This is a genomic window from Acidimicrobiales bacterium (assembly GCA_035540975.1).
In the GTDB taxonomy this organism is placed as follows: Bacteria; Actinomycetota; Acidimicrobiia; order Acidimicrobiales.
Window position 1 is genome coordinate 22,238 of the sequence record DATLFN010000074.1, and the last position, 18,616, is coordinate 40,853.

Genomic DNA, 18,616 nt, shown 5'->3' on the forward strand with positions numbered 1-18,616 from the left:
GACGGCCGGGGTGGACCGGCCCGCTCACCACGAGGGGCCGACCGGCTCCACGGCGGCGCCCGCCGCCGCCCGGACGCGCATTCCGGGCACCTTCGTCCCCCGACGTACGACGGCGACGACGCACCCGCCGAACCCGGCGCCCGTGAGCCGGGCACCGAGCACCCCGTCGATGGCGAGCAACCGCTCCACCAGGGCGTCGAGGGCGGGCGTTGAGACCTCGAAGTTGTCGCGGAGGCTGGCGTGGCTCTCGATCATCAGGCGTCCCGCGCCCTCCACGTCGCCCGACCGCAGGCCCTCGGCGAAGCTCCGGACCCGGGCGTTCTCGGCGACCACGTGGCGGGCGCGGCGCCGGACGACGGGGTCCTCCAGGGCGGCGACCGCCTCGGGCGCCGCCGACCGCAGCGGGCCCACGAGGGCCGCCGCCTGCTCGCACTGGCGGCGCCGCTCCTCGTAGGCCGACGTCGCGACCGAGCGCCGTTCACCCGTGTCGGCCACCACCACCTCGACCTCCGGGGGCAGCGGCACCGGGGTCACCTCGAGCGACGTGAAGTCCACGAGCAGCCCGTGGCCCGCCCGCCCGGCGGCCGACGCCAGCTGGTCCATCACGCCCGTGCGCACGCCCCACGCCCGCTGCTCCGCCCGCTGGCAGGCGAGCGCCAGCTCCAGCGGCGTGCCCCGGAATCCCACCGCGAGCGCCACGGCCACCTCCAGCGCGGCGCTCGACGACAGGCCGGCGCCCAGTGGGAGGGTGGTGGCGACCGTGCCGGTGCCGCCCTCGGCCGGGCGGACCTCGGCGACCACGCCCGCCACGTACCGGGCCCAGCCCGGGCGCAGCGCAGCGGGGTCCGTCACGTCGAGGGGCACCACGGCCGGCGCGGGCTCGTCGGCCGACGCCAGCTCCACCACGGAGCCGCCCCGCTCCAGCTCGACGGTGGTGCCCAGGTGCACCGCCATGGGCAGGGCCAGGCCGCCGGTGTAGTCGGTGTGGTCGCCGATGAGGTTGACCCGGCCGGGGGCGAAGGCGCGGACCCGCACGGCCCGGACGCTACGGCGCGGGGGCGGGCGAGGGGCGGCGCTCGCGCATCCACGCCCAGGCGTCGCCCACCATGTCCTCGATCGCCGGCTTCTCGGGCGTCCAGCCCAGCTCCCGGCGGATCCGCTCGCTGGAGGCCACCAGGACGGCGGGGTCCCCGGCCCGCCTGGGGCACTCGACCACCGGGATCCCGGCGCCGGTGACGCGGCGGGCCGCCTCGACCACCTCCCGCACCGAGAAGCCGGCGCCGTTCCCGAGGTTGAACAGGCGGTGACCGGCCTCGTCGGTGGCGGTCAGCGCCAGGAGGTGGGCGCGGGCGAGGTCGTCGACGTGGATGTAGTCGCGCACCGCCGTCCCGTCGGGGGTCGGGTAGTCGGTGCCGAAGACGGAGACGGCCTCCCGCTCGCCGAGGGCGGCGAGGAGCACGTTGGGGATGAGGTGGGTCTCGGGGTCGTGCAGCTCGCCCTGGCGCCCCGACGCGCCCGCCACGTTGAAGTACCGGAGGCTCACCGCCCCGAGCCCGGTGGCGGCCGCCTCGGCCCCGATGGCCCAGTCCACCGCCAGCTTCGACGCCCCGTACGGGTTGGTCGGGCGGGTCGGCGCCGACTCGGGGATGGGGACGGTCTCGGGCTCGCCGTACACGGCGGCGGTGGAGGAGAAGACCAGGCGGCGGGCACCCTCGGCCCGCATGGCGTCCAGCAGGTTCAGCGTGCCGCCGACGTTCGTGCGGAAGTACCGGACCGGGTGCTCCACCGACTCGCCCACCAGGGAGAGGGCGGCGAAGTGCAGGACGGCGTCGAACCCGCGGCCGACGACGGCTCGCAGCGCCGCCGGCTCGAGGACGTCCACCCGGTCGAACGCCGCCCCGTCGGGGACGGCCCAGTGGTGCCCCTTGGAGAGGTCGTCGGCCACGGTCACCTCGTGCCCGGCGCCGACCAGGTGGCGGGCGACGACGCTGCCGATGTAGCCGGCGCCACCGACCACGAGTGTCCTCACGGGCGCCCGCGTCCGCTCAGGGCGAGGTGCTCGACGGCGCGTTGGTGGTGGGCTCTTCGAGGGTGTCGCCGGTGTTGTTGCGCTGCGGCGAGTTCCCGTCGTCGTCGCTGCACGCGCCGGCGAGCAGGAGCGCGGCGGTGGCGACGACGGCGAGGGCCGGCTTCATGACCTAGAGGACTGCCCACCGGCGGGGGGCGCCAAACGGGCGCCCTCCTCCCCCGGTCCGGGGTGATCGCCGGGTTTGGGCGGCGCCGTCTTCCGGGTACAGGTGCGGACGCCGAACAGCGGGCGGGTCCTTCGTTCCGCGCGGCTCCTGCGCGGTTGAGCAGTCAGCCCTCTCCAGGACCGATTCCCAAGCCCCGGGAGGACCACGATGACCTCGCTCCACACGATGCCGCCACGCGTGCCCGGCGGCCTGCGCCCGGCGCGCTGCCGGTGAACCGGGCGCCGCTGGGCGGCACCGGCCTGGAGGTGTCCCGCCTGGGGCTGGGTGCCTGGGCGATCGGAGGTGGGGAGTGGCAGGGCGGCTGGGGCCCCCAGGACGACGACCTGTCGGTGAAGGCGATCCGGGCTGCCGTCGACGCCGGGATCAACTGGATCGACACCGCCCCGGCCTACGGGCTGGGGCGGGCCGAGGAGGTGGTCGGCCGGGCGCTGGCCGAGATGCCCGAGGACGAGCGGCCGTACGTGTTCACCAAGTGCGGGCTGGTCTGGGAGCCGGGCGGGAAGACGGTCTCCAACGTGCTGGCCCCGGAGTCGATCCGGGCCGAGTGCGAGGCGTCGCTGCGGCGCCTGGGCGTCGAGCGGCTCGACCTGCTCCAGGTCCACTGGCCGTCCCACGACGGGACGCCCGTCGAGGAGTCCTGGCAGACCATGGCCGACCTCGTCGACGAGGGGAAGGTCGGCGCCATCGGCACCAGCAACTTCGACGTCGACCTGCTCGAGCGGTGCCGGGCCGTCCGGCACGTGGACACGTACCAGCCCGAGCTGAACCTCATCGCGCGCGAGGCGGCCACCGGCACGATCGCCTGGTGCCGCCGCAACGGCACGGCCGTCATCGTCTACAGCCCCATGCGGTCGGGCCTGCTCACCGGGCGCTTCAGCGCCGAGCGTTCCCGCACCCTCCCCGAGGACGACTGGCGGGCCACCCACCCCGACTTCACCGAGCCCGGGCTGCACCCGAACCTGCACCTGGTGGACCTCCTGCGGCCGGTGGCGGAGCGGTTGTCGTGCTCCCTGGCCGAGCTGGCGGTGGCGTGGGCGCTGGCGTGGCCCGGGGTCACCGGCGCCATCGTGGGCGCCCGGTCGCCGGAGCAGGTGGCGGGCTGGGTCGGTGCCGCCGGCGTGCGGCTCGGCTCGGCCGACCTGGACGAGATCGCCGCCGCCGTGCGGGCGTCGGGTGCCGGGCGAGGGCCGGTCCGCCCCGGAGAGGACGCCGCCACGTGGACGACGCAGGCAGCCGCGGGAGCAGCCGGGTGACCGAGAGCGGCCTGCCGGGGGCGATCGAGCAGGTGGGGGCCTTCGAGTCGACGTACATGCCCCGTCACGACGTGGACGTGACCGAGACGACCCGCCACGACGTCCGCTGGCGCGAGGACCTGGCGCTGCTGGGCGCCTGCGGCGTGCGCCGTGTCCGCTACCCCGTCCGCTGGCACCGCGTCGAGCGCACGGGCGGCGTCCTGGACTGGCGCGCCACCGACGAGGTGATGGAGCACCTGTCGGACGGTGGCTTCGAGCCCATCGTGGACCTGTGCCACCACACCAGCTACCCCCGCTGGATCCGCTCGTTCGCCGATCCCGCCTTCGGGCCGGCGTACCTGCGCTTCGTGGCCGCCTTCGCCGAGCGCTACCCCGAGGTCGGGGCGTACACGCTGTTCAACGAGCCGTTCACCACCTTCCTCCTGTGCGGGCAGGAGGGCCTGTGGCCGCCGTACCACCGGGGGCTCTCCGGCATGCTGGACCTCGCCCGCAACGTGCTGCCGGCCGTCGCCCGGGCCAGCCGGCTGCTGCGGGAGGTGCGCCCCGGAGCCCGCCACGTCTACGTGGAGGCCTGCGAGCGCCACACCTCGGCCGGCCGCCGGGGCGACGCCATGGCCGCCTACGCCAACGACCGGCGCTTCTTCTTCACCGACCTGTTCGTCGGGCGGCAGGTCGACCCCGGGCCCGGCCGGCCCTTCGTGGCGGACGTGCTGAGGGCCGGGGGCGAGGACCTGCTCGGCATGGAGCCCGGGCACGTGGACGTCCTGGGGCTCGACTACTACGCACACAACCAGTGGCACTGGAGCGGGGCCCACCGCGGCACGACGCTGTCGCCCTCGCCCGTTCCGCTGGCCGACGTCATCGTCGAGTACGCCGACCGCTACCGGCTCCCGGTCATGCTCGGGGAGACCAACGTCCGCGGCTTCGCCTCCGACCGGGCGACGTGGTTCAAGTACACCCTCGAGCAGTGCGAGCGGGCGCGCGACGCCGGCGTGGCGCTCGACGGCTACTGCTGGTTCCCCTTCATCGACTCCTGCGACTGGGACTCCCTGCTCGCCCGCTGCGACGGCCGCGTCGACCCCGTCGGCGTGTACTGGCTCGACCCCGGAGCCGACCTGGCCCGCCGCCCGTCGGAGATGTCCGAGGCCTACACGATGGCGGCGAGGGGCCTGCCGTCCACCGCGCTGCCCGCCTACGCCCTGCGGCCGCCCGTCTCGGAGCGACTCCGCGGCTACCTGCCCCACATGGACCACTGGGAGTGGCAGCCGGCGCCGGGCGCCCCCGCCCCCGTCGAGCCGCCCGCCCGTCGGGCAGAACTGAGGATCCCGTGACAACCCCGAACGACCTCGTCGTCCTCTCCCACCTGCGGTGGACGTTCGTGTGGCAGCGGCCGCAGCACCTCATCTCGCGGCTGGCGGCCGACCGCCGGGTGTGGTTCGTGGAGGAGCCCCTGGCGAACGGCACCTCGCGGCCGCGCCTGCGCTACGAGCAGCACGGACCGGTGACGCGGGTGTGGCTCGAGGTCCCCGGTCCCGAGCGCCACGTCAGCTTCGACGACGACCTCGTAGACGTCTACCGCAGGGACCTGCCCGCCCTCCTCGGCGACGGCACGCCGTGCGACGCCTGGTTGTACACGCCGCTCGCCCTCGGGGTCGCCCGGTCGCTCGGCCCGTCGGTGCTGGTCTACGACGTGATGGACGACCTGGCCTCGTTCAAGGGAGCGGCGCGCTCGCTCCAGCTGCGCCACGCCCAGGCCCTCAAGGCGGCGGACGTGGTGTTCACCGGCGGCCGGTCGCTGTACCGCTCCGTGCTCCAGCACCGGCCCGAGGGCACCCACCTGTTCCCGAGCGGGGTCGAGCCCGAGCACTACGCCGTGGCCGTCGGGCGCCGGCGCCGGCGGCAGCGCCCCGTCGCCGGCTACGTGGGCGTCGTCGACGAGCGGATCGACCTGCGCCTGCTGGGCGACCTGGCCGCCGCCCTCCCCGACTGGGACGTGCAGGTGGTCGGACCGGTGGCGAAGATCGACCCGGCGACCCTTCCCCAGGCGCCGAACCTGTGCTACCTCGGCTCCCGGCCGTACGCCGTGCTCCCCGACGTGATGGCCGGCTTCGACGTGGCGCTCATGCCATTCGCCCTGAACGAGGCCACCCGCTCGATCAGCCCGACCAAGACCCTGGAGTACCTGGCCGCCGGCCTGCCGGTGGTCTCCACGCGGGTGCCCGACGTGGTGGCCGACCACGGCTCCGTCGTCGACTTCCAGGACGACGGCGCCGGCTTCGCCGACGCATGCCGGCGGGTCCTGCGCCACGACGGGGCCCGGCGGGCCGAGATCGCCCAGCCGCTCCTCCACTGGCAGCACTGGGACACCATCGCCTCGCGGATGGACGCCATCCTGGCCGACGCCCGCACCGGCCGGACGGTCACCGGGTCGCCACGGGCGGAAGTCGCCGGGAGCGGCGCCATGGAGTCGGCCTGATCCCGCCTGGCGCCGGGGCGGTGGGGAGCCCGCGGGGGGAAGGTGGGCAGGGCGCCGGCATCACGTAGCGGCGTCCGGTGACCCGCAGCGACGCGGACGTCCCCGGCCTGCGGGTCGAGCCGCTCGCGGACCACCGCGGCGCGCCGGCGTCCCGGGCGGGGCGGTAATACTGAGCGGCCACATGCCCACGTCCTCCGCCCGCCTGACCGAGACGATGACCGGGGTCTTCCTGCCCGGGCAGCGCCGCGTCGAGCTCCGGGACGTCCCTGTGCCCGAGCCCGGTCCCGGGCAGGTGCTCGTCCGGATGCGCGCCTCCGCCATCTGCGGCAGCGACCTCCGGGCGATCTACCGGGAGCACCTCGGCACCGGGCCGGAGGCCTACCGCGGCGTGGTGGCCGGGCACGAGCCGGCCGGGGAGGTGGTCGAGGCGGGCCCGGGCTGCCGCCGGTTCGCAGCGGGGGACCGGGTCGCGGTGTACCACATCGCCGGGTGCGGCCTGTGTGAGGAGTGCCGGCTCGGCTACCTGATCGGCTGCACGTCGCCGCTCCGGGCCGCCTATGGGTGGCAGCGTGACGGTGGCCACGCCGAGTACCTGCTGGCCGACGAGGCGACGTGCGTCGCCCTGCCCGGTTCGCTGTCCTACCTCGACGGGGCCTGCGTGGCGTGCGGCTTCGGGACGGTGTACGAGGCGCTCCGGCGCGCCGACGTCTCCGGGCGCGACCGCGTGCTGGTCGTCGGCATGGGACCGATGGGACTGGCGGCCGGGCTGCTGGCCAAGGCCCTCGGCGCACCCCTCACCGTCGGGGCCGACGTCGTGGAGTCGCGTCTGGATCTGGGCCGGCGCCTGGGCGCCATCGACGCCGCCGTGCCGGCCGACGACCACGCCGCCGCCGCCGTCCGCGGCCTCACGGACGGCGGCTGCGAGGTGTCCATCGACTGCTCGGGGTCCACCGCCGGGCGGCTGGTGGCCCTGGAGGGCGCCCGGCGCTGGGGTCGCTGCGTCCTGGTGGGCGAGGGCAACCGGCTCGACGTCGACGTCAGCCGGGTGCTGATCCACCGCCAGCTCACCGTCCTCGGCACATGGGTCACCAGCGTCTGGCGGATGGAGGAGCTGGTGGAGCGGCTGGCCCGCTGGGACCTGCACCCCGAGCGCACGGTCACCTCGCGGTTCGCGCTGGCCGACGCCGCCGAGGCGTACCGGGTGGCGGACGAGGGGCTCGGTGGCAAGGTGGCGCTGGTGACGGACGGATGACGGCCGCCCCGCCGCGGGAGCTGCGGCTGGACGAGCTGGGGCGGGCCTCGCTGGACGGCACGTGGGACTTCCACCCCGGGGACGCCGCGCCGGCCGACCTCGACACCGTGGCATGGACGTCGATCACGGTGCCCGGGCTGTGGGAGGCCCAGGGGCACCTGGAGCTGGACGGGGTGGCGTGGTACCGGCTGCGGTTCGTCGTCGCCCACGCCGACCTGGCGGGGTGGTGGACCCTGCGGTTCGGCGCCGTCATGGACGTGGCCGAGGTGTACTTCAACGGTGGCCTGCTCGGCACCCACGGCTCGCCGTTCACCCCCTTCGAGGTGGACGTCTCCGGCGCTCTGGTGGCCGGCGTCAACACCCTCGACGTCCGGGTGACCGACCCGTCGCTGGACGACCCCGAGCACCTCCGCCTGCCCCACGGCAAGCAGGGGTGGGCCAACCACGTGTTCCCCAGCCGGCCCAGCCTCTACATGACCTACGGCGGGATCTGGCAGCCGGTGACGCTGCGCCGCCACGGGCCCGTCGTCGTCACCGACGTGTTCGTGAACGGGGACCCCGACGACCTCGCCGTCCGCGTCGAGGTGGCGAACCGGTCCGGGGACCGGCGCCAGGTCCGGATGGGCGTGCGCGTCGTCGGCGCCGTCGCCGAGATGGCCGCCGCCCTCGGCGCCGGCGAGGTCGCCGTCGTCGAGCGGCGGTTCGGGCCGACGCGGGCGGCCCGGTGGTCGCCCCGGTCGCCGGCGCTCCACCACTGCCTGGTCGAGGCCCACGACGGCGGGGTGCTGAGCGACGCCCGGGCGGTGCGGTTCGGGCTGCGCCGGGTCCGGGTGGAGGGCAACCGCCTCACCATCGACGGCGAGCCGTACCGGATGAGGAGCGCCCTGGTCCAGGGCTTCCGGGCCGACGGGCTCTACGCCGAGGGGACCCGCGCCGACATCGAGGAGGAGGTGGGGGCGGCGCTGGCCATGGGGTTCAACACCCTCCGCCTCCACATCAAGGCCTTCGACCCCACCTACCTCGACGTGTGCGACGAGCTCGGCATGCTGCTCCACTGCGACATCCCCGTGGCCGAGCCCATCGCCCACGAGGAGATGGGGGCCGGCACCGAGCTGGCCCGCCGGTGCGTGACCGCCGCCACCGAGCAGGTGCGACGGGACCGCAACCACCCGAGCGTCATCCTGTGGTCGGCCATGAACGAGCTGTGCCTCGACCGCCTCGAGGCGAAGGACTGGCCCATCTACGAGGACTTCGCCCGGGCCCTCGTCTCCGCGGTCAAGGACGCCGACTCCACCCGGCCCGTCATCGAGAACGACTGGGTCGAGCCCGACCCCGAGAGGGTCTACGCAGGGGACGTCCTCACCGCCCACTGGTACGGCCGGCTGCACGCCGACTACCTGGACAAGATCGAGGCGGCGTGCGCGGCGTGGGCCCACCTGGACCGGCCCCTGTACGTGACCGAGTTCGGCGACTGGGGGCTCCCGGACATGCCCGTGCTGTCCGACCCGCCGTTCTGGGACACGCGCGGCACCTACGCGGCGGGCCTCACGGCCACGCTGTGGCCGGCCACCGTCGGCCGGTTCGTGGCCGAGACCCACCGTTACCAGGGGTTGTCCGACCGCCTCCAGGCCGAGGTGTTCCGCCGGCACGACCACATCGGCGGCTACTGCGTCACCGAGCTCACCGACGTCCCCGCCGAGCTCAACGGCCTGCTCGACCTGCACCGCAACCCCAAGCCGATGGCGGTGGCGGAGATGGCCAGGCTGAACCAGGTCGTCCTGCCCATGCTCCACCTGGGCGGGCTGGTGGTGGACGCCGAGGACCTCGTCCGGGCGCCGGTGCACGTCGCCAACGACGGGCCGCCGCTCCGCGACGTGGTGGTGGAGGCGCGCTTCGGCGACGTCCCGTCGGCGTCCGCCGGCGAGGAGCTGGAGGAGGTGGACGCCACCGGCCTCCCCGCCGACCGGGTCATGGCCCGGTTCAACGAGTCGGTGTCGGCCGTGCGGGTCGACGAGCTGGCCGGGTGGCGCGCCACCCGCGTCGGCGAGGTGGCGCTCGTGGCGCCCGAGGTCCCGGGCAGCCACGACCTGGTGGTGACGCTGCGCTCGGAGGGCCGGGTGGTGGCCAAGAACCGCTACCCCATCCACGTGGTGCTGCCCGCGTCCGCCCCGGTGGCCGTGCGCGCCCTGGGCGACGGCGCGCTGGCCGAGGCCCTGGGGGCGGTGGGCGCCAAGGTGGGCGACGACGGCCCCACCTTCGTGGCCGAGGGCGGCCTCGACGGGACCACGGCGGCCGACGTCCGGGACCGCCTGGCGGGAGGGGGCACGGTCGTGGTCCTGGCCCAGTCGCCGGCGGCGGCCGACCACTACCCCGTCCCCGTGGCGCTGGAGCCCGTGGAGACGGCGTGGGGTTCGACGGTCTTCCACTTCACCACCACGTCGGGGGCGCTGCCCTCGCTCCCGCGGCGCAACGTCCTGGTGGCCGAGGACTCCACCATCTCGGCCACCACGGTGGTCGGCGCCATCGACGGGATGGCCTTCCCGGACGAGCCGGTGGTCATCGCCTACAAGCCGGTGCCCGGCTCCCTCACCGCCACCGTCGTCGGGTCGCACGCCGTGGGCCCGGGCCGGCTGGTGGTCTGCCAGTACCGCCTCACCCGCCGTGCCGTGGCCCGCGACTCCGCCGCCCTCGCCCTCCTGCGCGACCTGGTCTGCGGGGCCGCCGACCCGACCCCCGCCATGGGCACCGAGGTCGCCCGCAAGGACGACGGCCGGAGCATGACGTACTACTCGTTCCCGGCCGGGTGGGACAGGTGAACGAGCGCCGTCTGGACGCCACGACGGGCGAGTGGACGACGTACTCGGCGGCTCGCCAGGAGCGGACGTTCCTCCCCTCGGCCGCCCACTGCCCCCTGTGCCCGACGCGGCCGGGGGAGCCGCAGACCGAGGTGCCGCGCTCGTCGTACGAGGTCGTCGTGTTCGACAACCGCTTCCCCGCCCTCATGGCCGACCCGCCTCCTCCGCCCTCCGGGGCCGCAGGTGGCCCCCTCCAGCGGGTGGAGGCGGCGGCGGGCGCCACCGAGGTCGTCCTCTACTCCGACGACCACGCGCTCACCCTGGCGGACATGGGCGCGCCGCGCGTCCGCCGCCTCGTCGAGGTGTGGGCCGACCGCTACGAGAGGCTCGGGCTGCGCGACGAGGTCGCCTACGTGCTCGTGTTCGAGAACAAGGGCGAGGCCATGGGCGTCACGCTGCACCACCCCCACGGGCAGATCTACGGCTACCCGGAGATCCCGCCCCGCCCGCGGCTGGAGCTCACCACCGCGGCGGCGCACCTCGAGGCCAACGGGACCTGCGTGCACTGCGACGTCGTGGCGCGCGAGAGGGCCGACGGCGTGCGCGTGGTGGACGAGAACCGCAGCTTCGTGGCCTACGTCCCCTTCGCCGCCCGTTACCCCTACGAGGTGCACGTCGCGTCGCGGCGCCACGCCCCGAGCCTGCTCGACCTCACCGACCCCGAGCGCGACGCCCTCGCCGACGTGCTGGCGTCGGTGCTGCGGGCCTACGACGGGCTGTTCGGGTTCCCCATGCCGTACGTCATGGTGGTGCACCAGGCCCCCACCGACGACGGCCGGTGGCTGGCGGTGAGCCACCTGCACGTGGAGTTCACGCCGCCCCACCGGGAGGCGGGCAAGCTCAAGTACCTGGCCGGGTCGGAGCTGGGCGGCGGGGCGTTCCTGAACGACGTGTTCCCCGAGGAGGCGGCCGCCCGGCTGAGAGGCATCGCCCGCTCCTGGCCCTGACGGGGGGCCGCGGGCACCACCGGCCCCTCTTCCGCGACGCCGGTGCGTACGTCATCCGAGGGCCGGGGGCCGACCACCCACGTAGGGCGGCTCCAGCAGGCGGCGTTGCCGGGGCGTGAGGAGGGCGACCACGTCGGGCGGGGCGGCGTCGCCCCGCATCCACGCCGAGTTGCCCGGGGAGTACTTGTAGAGGAGGGCGTGGCGGACGTGGGCGCCGCGCCACGGCAGCGTGCCGTGGACCAGGGCCTCGGTGAAGACGAGGAGCGACCCGGCCGGCTGGGGCACCTCCTGCACCAGCCGCTCGGCCCCCTCGGGCCGGGGCAGCTCGGCCCGGTGGCTGCCGGGAATGCAGCCGAAGCCGCCGTCCCCCGGCCCCCCGCCGGAGAGCGACCACGAGAACGCCGTCAGGCCCGACCGCACGGCGCCCGCCCGGGACACGTGGAACTGGGCGGCGTCGAAGGGCTGCGCCGGGCCGTGCAGCCCGAGCCCGCTGGTGCCCGGGGCCATGGCGATGCCGTAGGCGTGGTCGAGCCGGACGTCGGGGCCGACGAAGGCGCGGAGGACGGCGACGACCAGCGGGTGGTCGAGCAGGTCCCGGAACCCCGGGTGCCAGCGCAGCAGCTCGCCGTGCCACCCGTGGCGCTGCGACTCCACCGTCCGGCCCGGGGGCGCCAGGCCCTGGGCCGCCACCGCCTCCCGCAGGTCGGACACCGTGGCGGCGTCCAGGGCGTCCTCGAACAGCAGGTAGCCCCGGGTGTCGAACGCGTACCGGTCGAGGGCCGACAACTCGGGCATGGCGCCCATGATCGCAGGGAGGGCGTCGACGAATGGGTCTGTCGGAACGCACCCGGCGCGCCGATGGAGGGAGGGGCGGCGTGCGTCCGCCTCGTCCACGCCATCCCGGAGGTGCCCCGTTGAACAGGAGCGTCGAGACACCGGCGGCCCGCCTGCTGCGCCAGCTCGGCCCCGTGACCCGGTTCCACGACCCCGAGGTCGTGGGTGACCTGGGCCTGCCCGCCCGGCTGTCCATGGAGGAGCTGCTGGAGCCGGTGGCCGTCGCCGGGCCGAACAGCCGCCTCGGGCCCCTCGAGAAGGTCCACGTCTTCTGGTTCGCGGGCGCGAGCTGCGACGGCTGCACGGTGTCGGTGACCGGCGCCCGCTCGCCCAGCGTCGAGAGCCTCCTCATGGGCGCCCACCCGGGGCTGCCGCGCGTCGTCCTCCACTACCCGGTGGTGAGCCTGGAGTCGGGGCCGGCCTTCCTCAGGCCCCACGAGCTCGCCGTCCAGGACCGCCTCGACGCCCCCTACGTGGTGGTGGTCGAGGGGTCGATCGGCGACGAGAGCGCGGCGGTCTCCCGCGGCGGCTACTGGTGCGGGCAGGGGGAGGAGCCGTGGGGCCGCGACGGGGCGGCGCGCGACGTCACCGCCGCCGAGTGGGTGGCCCGGCTGGCGCCCCGGGCGGCGGCGACCATCGCCATCGGCACGTGCGCCACGTGGGGCGGGGTCCCGGCCGCCGCCGGCAACCCGATGGGCGCCATGGGCGTCGTGGACTTCCTCGGCACCGGCTACCGCAGCGCGGCCGGGCTGCCCGTGGTCAACATCCCCGGGTGCGCGCCGGTGGGCGACAACTTCACCGAGACGGTCGCCGCCCTCCTCTACTTCCTCCAGGGGTTCGGCCCTCTCCCCGAGTTCGACGGGCTGGGGCGGCCGGCGTGGCTCTACACCGAGACCGTCCACCAGCAGTGCCGCCGCAGCACCTCGTTCGACGAGGGCGTGTACGGCGCCGAGTTCGGCGACAAGGACTGCCTGGTGGAGATCGGGTGCTGGGGGCCGGTCGTCCAGTGCAACATCGGCACGCGGGGCGCCATCAACGGGGTCGGCGGGTGCATCAACGTCGGCGGCGCCTGCATCGGCTGCACGATGCCCGGCTTCCCCGACCAGTTCGCCCCCTTCCACGTCAAGCCCCCGCCCGACGTGGCGTCCAACTCGGTCGCCCGCCTGCGCAACGGCGGTCCCCGGCCCCTGCGCCGCTTCACCGAGGCCCGCCTCGGCGAGCTCGGGCCCCTCTCCGGCGGGTGGGCCGACACCAGCATCGAACGGGACACCAGCCGGCCGCCGCGCCGGCGCTTCTACCAGCGGGCCCTCCGGGCCCCGACGCCGGCGCGCTGAGCGCCGGAGGAGCCTCCTGCCCATGTGCTTCAACAACCTGCCCATCGAGCTCGACGCATCGGGTCGGGCCCGGCTCGCCGGCGACGTGCCCAGGCCGTTCTCCCTGGAGACCTCGAGCCCGCTGGTCACCCGGACCGACGCCGACCGGGAGGCGCAGATCAGCCGCCTCCTGGTCGCCAACGGCCACGTCAAGGACCTCAACATGGACCCCGTCACCCGGGTCGCCGGCGCCCTCGCCGTCCACGTCTCGGCCGACCTGATGGAGGGCCGCCACCTCGACGCCCACGTGCAGGCCAAGCTGTTCCGGGGCTACGAGATGATCCTCAAGGGCCGTGATCCCCGTGACGCCATCTTCGTGTCGTCGCGGGCGTGCGGCGTGTGCGGCGGCGTCCACTCGCACGCCGCCGCCTACGCGGTGGAGATGGCCATGGGCATCGCCCCGCCGCCCCTCGGGACCGTCATCCGCAACACGCAGGAGTCGGCGGAGATGGGCTACGACAACCCGCTCCACCTCTACCTGCTGGCCGGGCCCGACTACTCGGAGGCGGTCGTGCGCGCCGTCAACCCCGAGCTGTGGCCCAGGGCCGAGCGGTGGCTGTGCCCGGGCGTCGACCACCACGGCTTCCGCACCATGGCCGACCTCATGACCGCCCTGAACCCGCTCACGGGGTCGCTCTACCGGGAGGGGCTGGAGTTCACCCGCCTGTCCCGCCAGATGTTCGTCGTGCTGGCCGGCAAGTACCCCCACCCGCAGACGGTGGTTCCGGGCGGCGTCTCGTCGACCGTCACCCTCCAGCAGCTGAACGAGTACCACTCGCTGCTCTCTCAGGTGTTCGACTACGCCCAGCGCATGCTGGCCGTCTGGAACGACATCCCCGAGTTCTTCTACGACTGCGACGACCGCTACCGCGACGTCGGCGCCCGGCCCATGAACCTGATCGACCCGGGCTACTGGGACGACCCCCACGCCTACGACGCCGACTACGCCAACTGCAACGAGTGGGGCCGCAAGCGGTGGTCGACGCCGGGCGTCGTCGTCGACGGCCAGCTGGTGACGACCCGCCTCACCGACATCAACATCGGCTGGGAGGAGTTCGTCTCCCACGCCTACTACGAGGAGTGGAAGGGCGACCGCTGGCCCGACGACCCGCTGGGCAACCCGATCAGCCCGTACCACCCGTGGAACAAGGAGACGATCCCGGCGCCCGGCGCCCGTGACTTCAAGGACCGCTACACCTGGGCCTGCACGCCGCGCTGGGACCGCAAGGTGGTGGAGGCCGGCGCCTACGCCCGCCTGTTCACCACCGCCATGGCCCGCCTCCAGCCCGAGAACCCGTTCATGGAGGCCACCGGCCGCAGCCTGCGCATGCTGATCCCCAAGGGCATGACGCCCGAGACCGAGGTCGAGTGGTACGTCCCCGACGTCTGGAACGCCCTCGAGCGCAACCGGGGCCGGGCGTACCACTACGTGTTCTCGCAGCTGGTGGGGCTGGCCAGCCTCATGGAGGCGTACCGGCTGTTCGACACCGGCCAGCGCCGGGTGGCTGCTTTCGACCCGACCGAGCTGGAGCGCCACATGCCCAGGGACGAGCGCCGCAGCGTGGGCTGGTGGGGCGCCGGCCGGGGCTGGCTGACCCACCACCTGGTGATGGACAAGGGGAAGATCACGAACTACCAGATCTGCACGCCGTCGACCATCAACGCCTCGCCCCGCGACCCGTGGGGCCAGCCCGGGCCCTACGAGGAGGCGGTGATGAACACGCCGATCATCGAGGACCTGTCCGACCCGTCGACGTTCACCTCCATCGACATGCTCCGGACGATCCGCAGCTTCGACCCCTGCATGCCGTGCACGACCCACGTCGACACGGGGAAGGGCACCGTCCTCCGCGAGGTGACCACGTGCTCGTGCGGTGAGTGACACCACCAGCCCCGTCGTCCTGGTCGGGGGCGTGGGGGAGCTGTACCAGGGGGACCTGGACCTCGGCCGGGTGGCGGTGGAGCGGCTGGCGGCCGAGGACCTGGGCCGGCACGTGCTCGTGGAGGACCTCCACTACGGCGCCGTCGCCGTGGCCCAGCGGCTGGAGGAGCTGGCGCCGCCCCACCTCGTGCTGGTGGGCGGCGTGGCGCGCGGTCGGCCCCCGGGTTCGGTGGAACGACGCCGCGTCCGCCCGCCGGCCATGACCCCGACCGAGCTCCAGCTCTCGGTGGGCGACGCCGTGGTCGGCTACGTGTCGATCGACCTGGTGGTGGAGGTGGCGTGCGCGTTGGGCGCCCTGCCGGTGAGGACGGTCGCCATCGAGGTCGAGCCCTCGTCCACCCAGCTCAGCGACCACCTGTCTCCCTACGCCCGCGCCGCCCTGGACCGGGCGCTCGAGCTGGTGCGCGACGAGGCCCGGCGGGCGCCGGTGCTCGACCTGGCCGGCCGGGTCGCGGAGCGGTGCCGGCAGGACGCCGACCGGATCGGCGCCACGCCCGCCGGCCGCACCCTCCTCGACCTCCTGAAGGCCATCGCCGTCATGGGCGACGAGGGGCGGTGGGGCCGCCTCGGGGCCCTGCGCGAGCGGCTCCGGCGGGAGATCGGCGCCGGGCGGGCGGCCGAGGACCTCGACGTCGGCGACCGGGCCCTGTGGTGGGCCCTCCTCGACGAGCTCGACCGGCTGGCGGCCGCCGAAGCGTCCCGGTAGCGCGGGCGAGCGGCGACGGTCACCACTCGGTGCGAGGCCGGCGCCGGCGGACGCCCGCTCGAAGCGGTCACCAGGCGGCGTCGAGGCCGGCGTCGGCGGACGCCCGCTCGAAGCGGTCACGCAGGCGCATCCACTGGGGGACGGGGAAGCGGGCCATGGCGCGAGAGCACGGCGCGACGAACGTCTCGGGCCCGCAGCGGCGGGCGTCCACCCAGCGGGCCAGCTCGTCGCGGACCACCGCCGGCCACCGCCCGGGCGGGAGGTCGTCCAGGACCGCCCACACGGCGCCCGGTCCGTCGCCCAGGCGCGCCAGCACGTCGGCCGCCTGTGCCTGCACCGGGGCGGGCGCACCCGGCGTCCCGAGCGCCTGCTGGGCGGCCAGGCGGGCCTGCGCCGTGCGGCCGCGCGCCTCGTCGGCCAGGGCCAGGTTGGCCTTCGCCATGGCGTAGCCGCCCGGGCGGACGCTGCGGGGCGACGCGGCCACCGACTGCTCGAGCGACTCCGCCGCCGCGCCGGCGTCGCCGAGGGCCAGGTGGGCGACGCCCAGCACATTGGCGGCGCCGGCCAGACCGGGCCCGTCGCCCGCCCGCCCGGCCAGCTCGACGGCCTCCCTCAGGCATGCCACCGCCTCGTCGAGCCGGCCGGCGGCGAGCAGAGCGGCGCCCAGCTCCCGGGCGGCGGCGCCCGCCTGGGCCGGCACCCGCTCCGGGTCGAGCAACGCCCTGGCGCGGCGGAAGGCGTCCTCCACGCCGCCGCCGCCCCGCTCCCGCTCGGCCAGGCCCAGGTTGAACACCGCCGCGCCCTGCTCCAGAGCCAACCCGGCGCGCTCGAACATCGATGCCGCGACGGCGAAGGTGGCCGCCGCCTCGGCCGGGCGCCCCAGCAGCCGCAGGACGGCCGCCCACCCGTTCGCCGCCTTGGCGTGCTCGGCGGGCATGCCGTCGGCCGGGAAGAGCCGGCACGCCGCCGCCAGGTGCTCCTCGGCCTCGTCCAGACGGCCGGCACCGGCCAGGGCGACGCCCAGGTGGAACCGGGCGGTGGCGTGCTGGACGGGGTAGCGGTCGGCCGGGTGGCGCTCCAGCCGGCGTCGCAGCTCGTCCTCGGTGGCGGTCTCCCCCATGCCGGTCAGCCCGCCCGGCGGCACGCCCTGGCCGGCGACGGCACCCGCCCTGCCCCGCGCCCCGAGGTCGTCGAAACCACCCACACTGCAGGATAACTCCAGGTCAGCGGGCCGAAGGCGGGCCGACGCGCTCAAGTTCCCGCCCACCGCCGGCCGACAACACGGTGCCGGGTCGCTCCTGACACCCGTCCCCGGCCCGGCGTGGAGGGCGGTACGTGCTTTCCAGACTGAAGGTCCGAGGTCGGATCGTGCTCGTCGCCGCCGTGCAGGCGGTCGCGTTCGCCGGCGCGGTGGTCGTGCTCGGGGCCGGCGCGCCGTCGGGCAGGGTCGGGCTCGCCGCCGGGTTCTTCGTGGCCGGCGCCGTCGTGGCGATCGGACTGGCGACCGTCGTCGCCCGGAGCGTGGCGGCACCGCTGCGCCGCCTCGAGGACGCGGCCAGACGCGGCGCCCGGCTGCCGAACCTGGTCGAGGCGCTCCGCCGCCCGACGGGCCGCGACCACGACCTGGCGCTGACGCCGGTCGGCCTCTCGTCCGACGACGAGATCGGCCGGGCGGCACGGGCTTTCGACGCCTTCCAGGGCGAGGCGGCCAAACTGGCGGTCAGCCACGCCTCGCTGATGAACAAGGGTGTGGCGGACAAGGGGACGTTCGAGGTCTTCGTCAACCTCGCCCGCCGCATGCAGAGCCTGGTCGACCACCAGATCGACCTGCTGGACGGGCTGGAGGCCGGCGAGGAGGACCCTGACGCGCTCGAGAACCTCTTCAGGCTCGACCACCTCGCCACCCGGGTGCGGCGCAACGCCGAGAGCCTCCTCACCATGGCCGGCGCCGCCTCGTCGCGGAGCTGGGAGCGGCCGCTGGCCGTGGCCGACGTCCTCCGGGCCGGCATGGCCGAGGTGGAGGACCTGGCCCGCATCGACCTCGAGATCGAGGACGAGGTCGCCGTGCTGGGCAACGTCGCCGCCGACGCCGCCCACCTGCTGTCCGAGCTGCTGGAGAACGCCGCCCGGTGGTCCCCGCCCGAGACGCGGGTGCACGTCCTCGGGCGACAGCGTCCCGGTGGCTACGAGATCGTGGTCACGGACTCGGGCATCGGCATGCCCGTCGAGACCTTGGCGGAGGCCAACCACATCCTGACCGGCCCCCCGCTGGCCGGGGCCACCGTCGCCCGGGCGCTCGGGCTGGTCGTGGCCGGCCGGCTGGCCCGCCGCCTGGGCATCGGCGTGCGCCTGACCACTCCCGACCGCGGCGGCGTGACCGCCCACGTGGTCCTGCCCCCATCGCTGCTGGTGGCGGCGGCCGATGCCGCCGACGAGACGGCAGCCGCCGGCTCCTCCCGCACCCTGCCCTTCGCCCTGGCCCGCCAGGAGAAGCGGGCCCGCATCAGCTCGCAGCGTCGCCGCTCGCCGTCGGGTGAGCGTCGAGGTGCCCCGGCCGGGGACGTTCCCACGATCATCCCGCTGCCCGAGCCGGCCACGACCAGCCCGAGCGCCCGGGCGACGGTGGCCCCGGCCAGCGGGGGGCCGGTCAGGATGTGGTTGGCCTCCGCCAAGGTCTCGACGGGCATGCCGATGCCCGAGTCCGTGACCACGATCTCGTAGCC

Annotated in this window: 15 protein-coding genes; 10 read left to right on the forward strand and 5 right to left on the reverse strand. The window is 75.2% G+C overall.

What is annotated here, in order from left to right:
- Positions 1–24: 24 nt before the first annotated feature.
- The 3 genes from galK to VM242_08880 are packed head-to-tail and all read right to left on the reverse strand — an operon-like array spanning position 25 to position 2,195.
- Positions 25–1,035, reverse strand: a complete 1,011-nt coding sequence (gene galK, locus VM242_08870) for a galactokinase (GenBank protein HVM05271.1) — start codon at positions 1,033–1,035, stop codon at positions 25–27.
- A gap of 10 nt (positions 1,036–1,045) precedes the next feature.
- Positions 1,046–2,029, reverse strand: a complete 984-nt coding sequence (gene galE, locus VM242_08875; protein ID HVM05272.1) for a UDP-glucose 4-epimerase GalE — start codon at positions 2,027–2,029, stop codon at positions 1,046–1,048.
- Positions 2,030–2,045: 16 nt separating this feature from the next.
- Complete coding sequence (locus VM242_08880; protein HVM05273.1) at positions 2,046–2,195, reverse strand: hypothetical protein; 150 nt, start codon at positions 2,193–2,195, stop codon at positions 2,046–2,048.
- A 269-nt stretch (positions 2,196–2,464) separates the two neighbouring features.
- On the opposite strand from VM242_08880, the gene VM242_08885 reads away from it, so the two are divergent.
- The 6 genes from VM242_08885 to galT all read left to right on the forward strand — a co-directional run bounded on the left by VM242_08885 (position 2,465) and on the right by galT (position 11,038).
- Positions 2,465–3,508: an aldo/keto reductase gene (locus VM242_08885; GenBank protein HVM05274.1), complete on the forward strand. Its 1,044-nt coding sequence runs from the start codon at positions 2,465–2,467 to the stop codon at positions 3,506–3,508.
- Positions 3,472–4,839, forward strand: coding sequence for a family 1 glycosylhydrolase (locus VM242_08890; protein HVM05275.1), 1,368 nt, complete (start codon positions 3,472–3,474; stop codon positions 4,837–4,839). Before VM242_08885 ends, VM242_08890 begins: the two co-directional genes overlap by 37 nt.
- Complete coding sequence (locus tag VM242_08895) at positions 4,836–5,984, forward strand: glycosyltransferase (protein HVM05276.1); 1,149 nt, start codon at positions 4,836–4,838, stop codon at positions 5,982–5,984. Before VM242_08890 ends, VM242_08895 begins: the two co-directional genes overlap by 4 nt.
- 181 nt (positions 5,985–6,165) lie before the next feature.
- The gene (locus VM242_08900; GenBank protein HVM05277.1) at positions 6,166–7,236 is read left to right on the forward strand and encodes a zinc-binding dehydrogenase; all 1,071 of its coding nucleotides are present in this window, start codon (positions 6,166–6,168) and stop codon (positions 7,234–7,236) included.
- Positions 7,233–10,052 carry a glycoside hydrolase family 2 TIM barrel-domain containing protein gene (locus VM242_08905; protein HVM05278.1) on the forward strand — a complete coding sequence of 940 codons (2,820 nt, stop codon included), beginning with the start codon at positions 7,233–7,235 and terminating at the stop codon, positions 10,050–10,052. The genes VM242_08900 and VM242_08905 overlap by 4 nt, the downstream gene beginning before the upstream one ends.
- Positions 10,049–11,038, forward strand: a complete 990-nt coding sequence (galT, locus tag VM242_08910) for a galactose-1-phosphate uridylyltransferase (GenBank protein HVM05279.1) — start codon at positions 10,049–10,051, stop codon at positions 11,036–11,038. The genes VM242_08905 and galT overlap by 4 nt, the downstream gene beginning before the upstream one ends.
- Positions 11,039–11,089: 51 nt before the next feature.
- On the opposite strand, the gene VM242_08915 is transcribed toward galT, so the two are convergent.
- On the reverse strand, positions 11,090–11,833 hold the full coding sequence (locus VM242_08915) for a phytanoyl-CoA dioxygenase family protein (GenBank protein ID HVM05280.1): 744 nt from the start codon (positions 11,831–11,833) through the stop codon (positions 11,090–11,092).
- A 119-nt stretch (positions 11,834–11,952) separates the two neighbouring features.
- Here VM242_08915 and VM242_08920 point away from each other — a divergent pair, with 119 nt between their 5' ends.
- Genes VM242_08920 through VM242_08930 form a run of 3 tightly spaced genes read left to right on the forward strand, consistent with a single transcriptional unit; the run spans position 11,953 to position 15,893 of the window.
- Positions 11,953–13,206 carry a hypothetical protein gene (locus VM242_08920; GenBank protein HVM05281.1) on the forward strand — a complete coding sequence of 418 codons (1,254 nt, stop codon included), beginning with the start codon at positions 11,953–11,955 and terminating at the stop codon, positions 13,204–13,206.
- 22 nt (positions 13,207–13,228) lie between these two features.
- Positions 13,229–15,127, forward strand: coding sequence for a nickel-dependent hydrogenase large subunit (locus tag VM242_08925; protein HVM05282.1), 1,899 nt, complete (start codon positions 13,229–13,231; stop codon positions 15,125–15,127).
- Positions 15,120–15,893, forward strand: a complete 774-nt coding sequence (locus VM242_08930) for a hypothetical protein (GenBank protein ID HVM05283.1) — start codon at positions 15,120–15,122, stop codon at positions 15,891–15,893. Before VM242_08925 ends, VM242_08930 begins: the two co-directional genes overlap by 8 nt.
- A 67-nt stretch (positions 15,894–15,960) precedes the next feature.
- On the opposite strand, the gene VM242_08935 is transcribed toward VM242_08930, so the two are convergent.
- Positions 15,961–17,097 (reverse strand): tetratricopeptide repeat protein, encoded by a 1,137-nt coding sequence (locus VM242_08935; protein ID HVM05284.1) that lies wholly within the window; start codon positions 17,095–17,097, stop codon positions 15,961–15,963.
- Between the two features lie 131 nt (positions 17,098–17,228).
- Here VM242_08935 and VM242_08940 point away from each other — a divergent pair, with 131 nt between their 5' ends.
- On the forward strand, positions 17,229–18,614 hold the full coding sequence (locus tag VM242_08940) for an ATP-binding protein (GenBank protein ID HVM05285.1): 1,386 nt from the start codon (positions 17,229–17,231) through the stop codon (positions 18,612–18,614).
- Positions 18,615–18,616: the final 2 nt, after the last annotated feature.

What these genes read in the sequence shown, in the direction of transcription:
- VM242_08880 (HVM05273.1), bottom strand. Translation starts at nt 2,195, where the DNA reads ATGAAGCCGGCCCTCGCCGTCGTCGCCACCGCCGCGCTCCTGCTCGCC.
- VM242_08900 (HVM05277.1), top strand. Translation starts at nt 6,166, where the DNA reads ATGCCCACGTCCTCCGCCCGCCTGACCGAGACGATGACCGGGGTCTTC.
- VM242_08905 (HVM05278.1), top strand. Translation starts at nt 7,233, where the DNA reads ATGACGGCCGCCCCGCCGCGGGAGCTGCGGCTGGACGAGCTGGGGCGG.
- VM242_08915 (HVM05280.1), bottom strand. Translation starts at nt 11,833, where the DNA reads ATGCCCGAGTTGTCGGCCCTCGACCGGTACGCGTTCGACACCCGGGGC.
- VM242_08925 (HVM05282.1), top strand. Translation starts at nt 13,229, where the DNA reads ATGTGCTTCAACAACCTGCCCATCGAGCTCGACGCATCGGGTCGGGCC.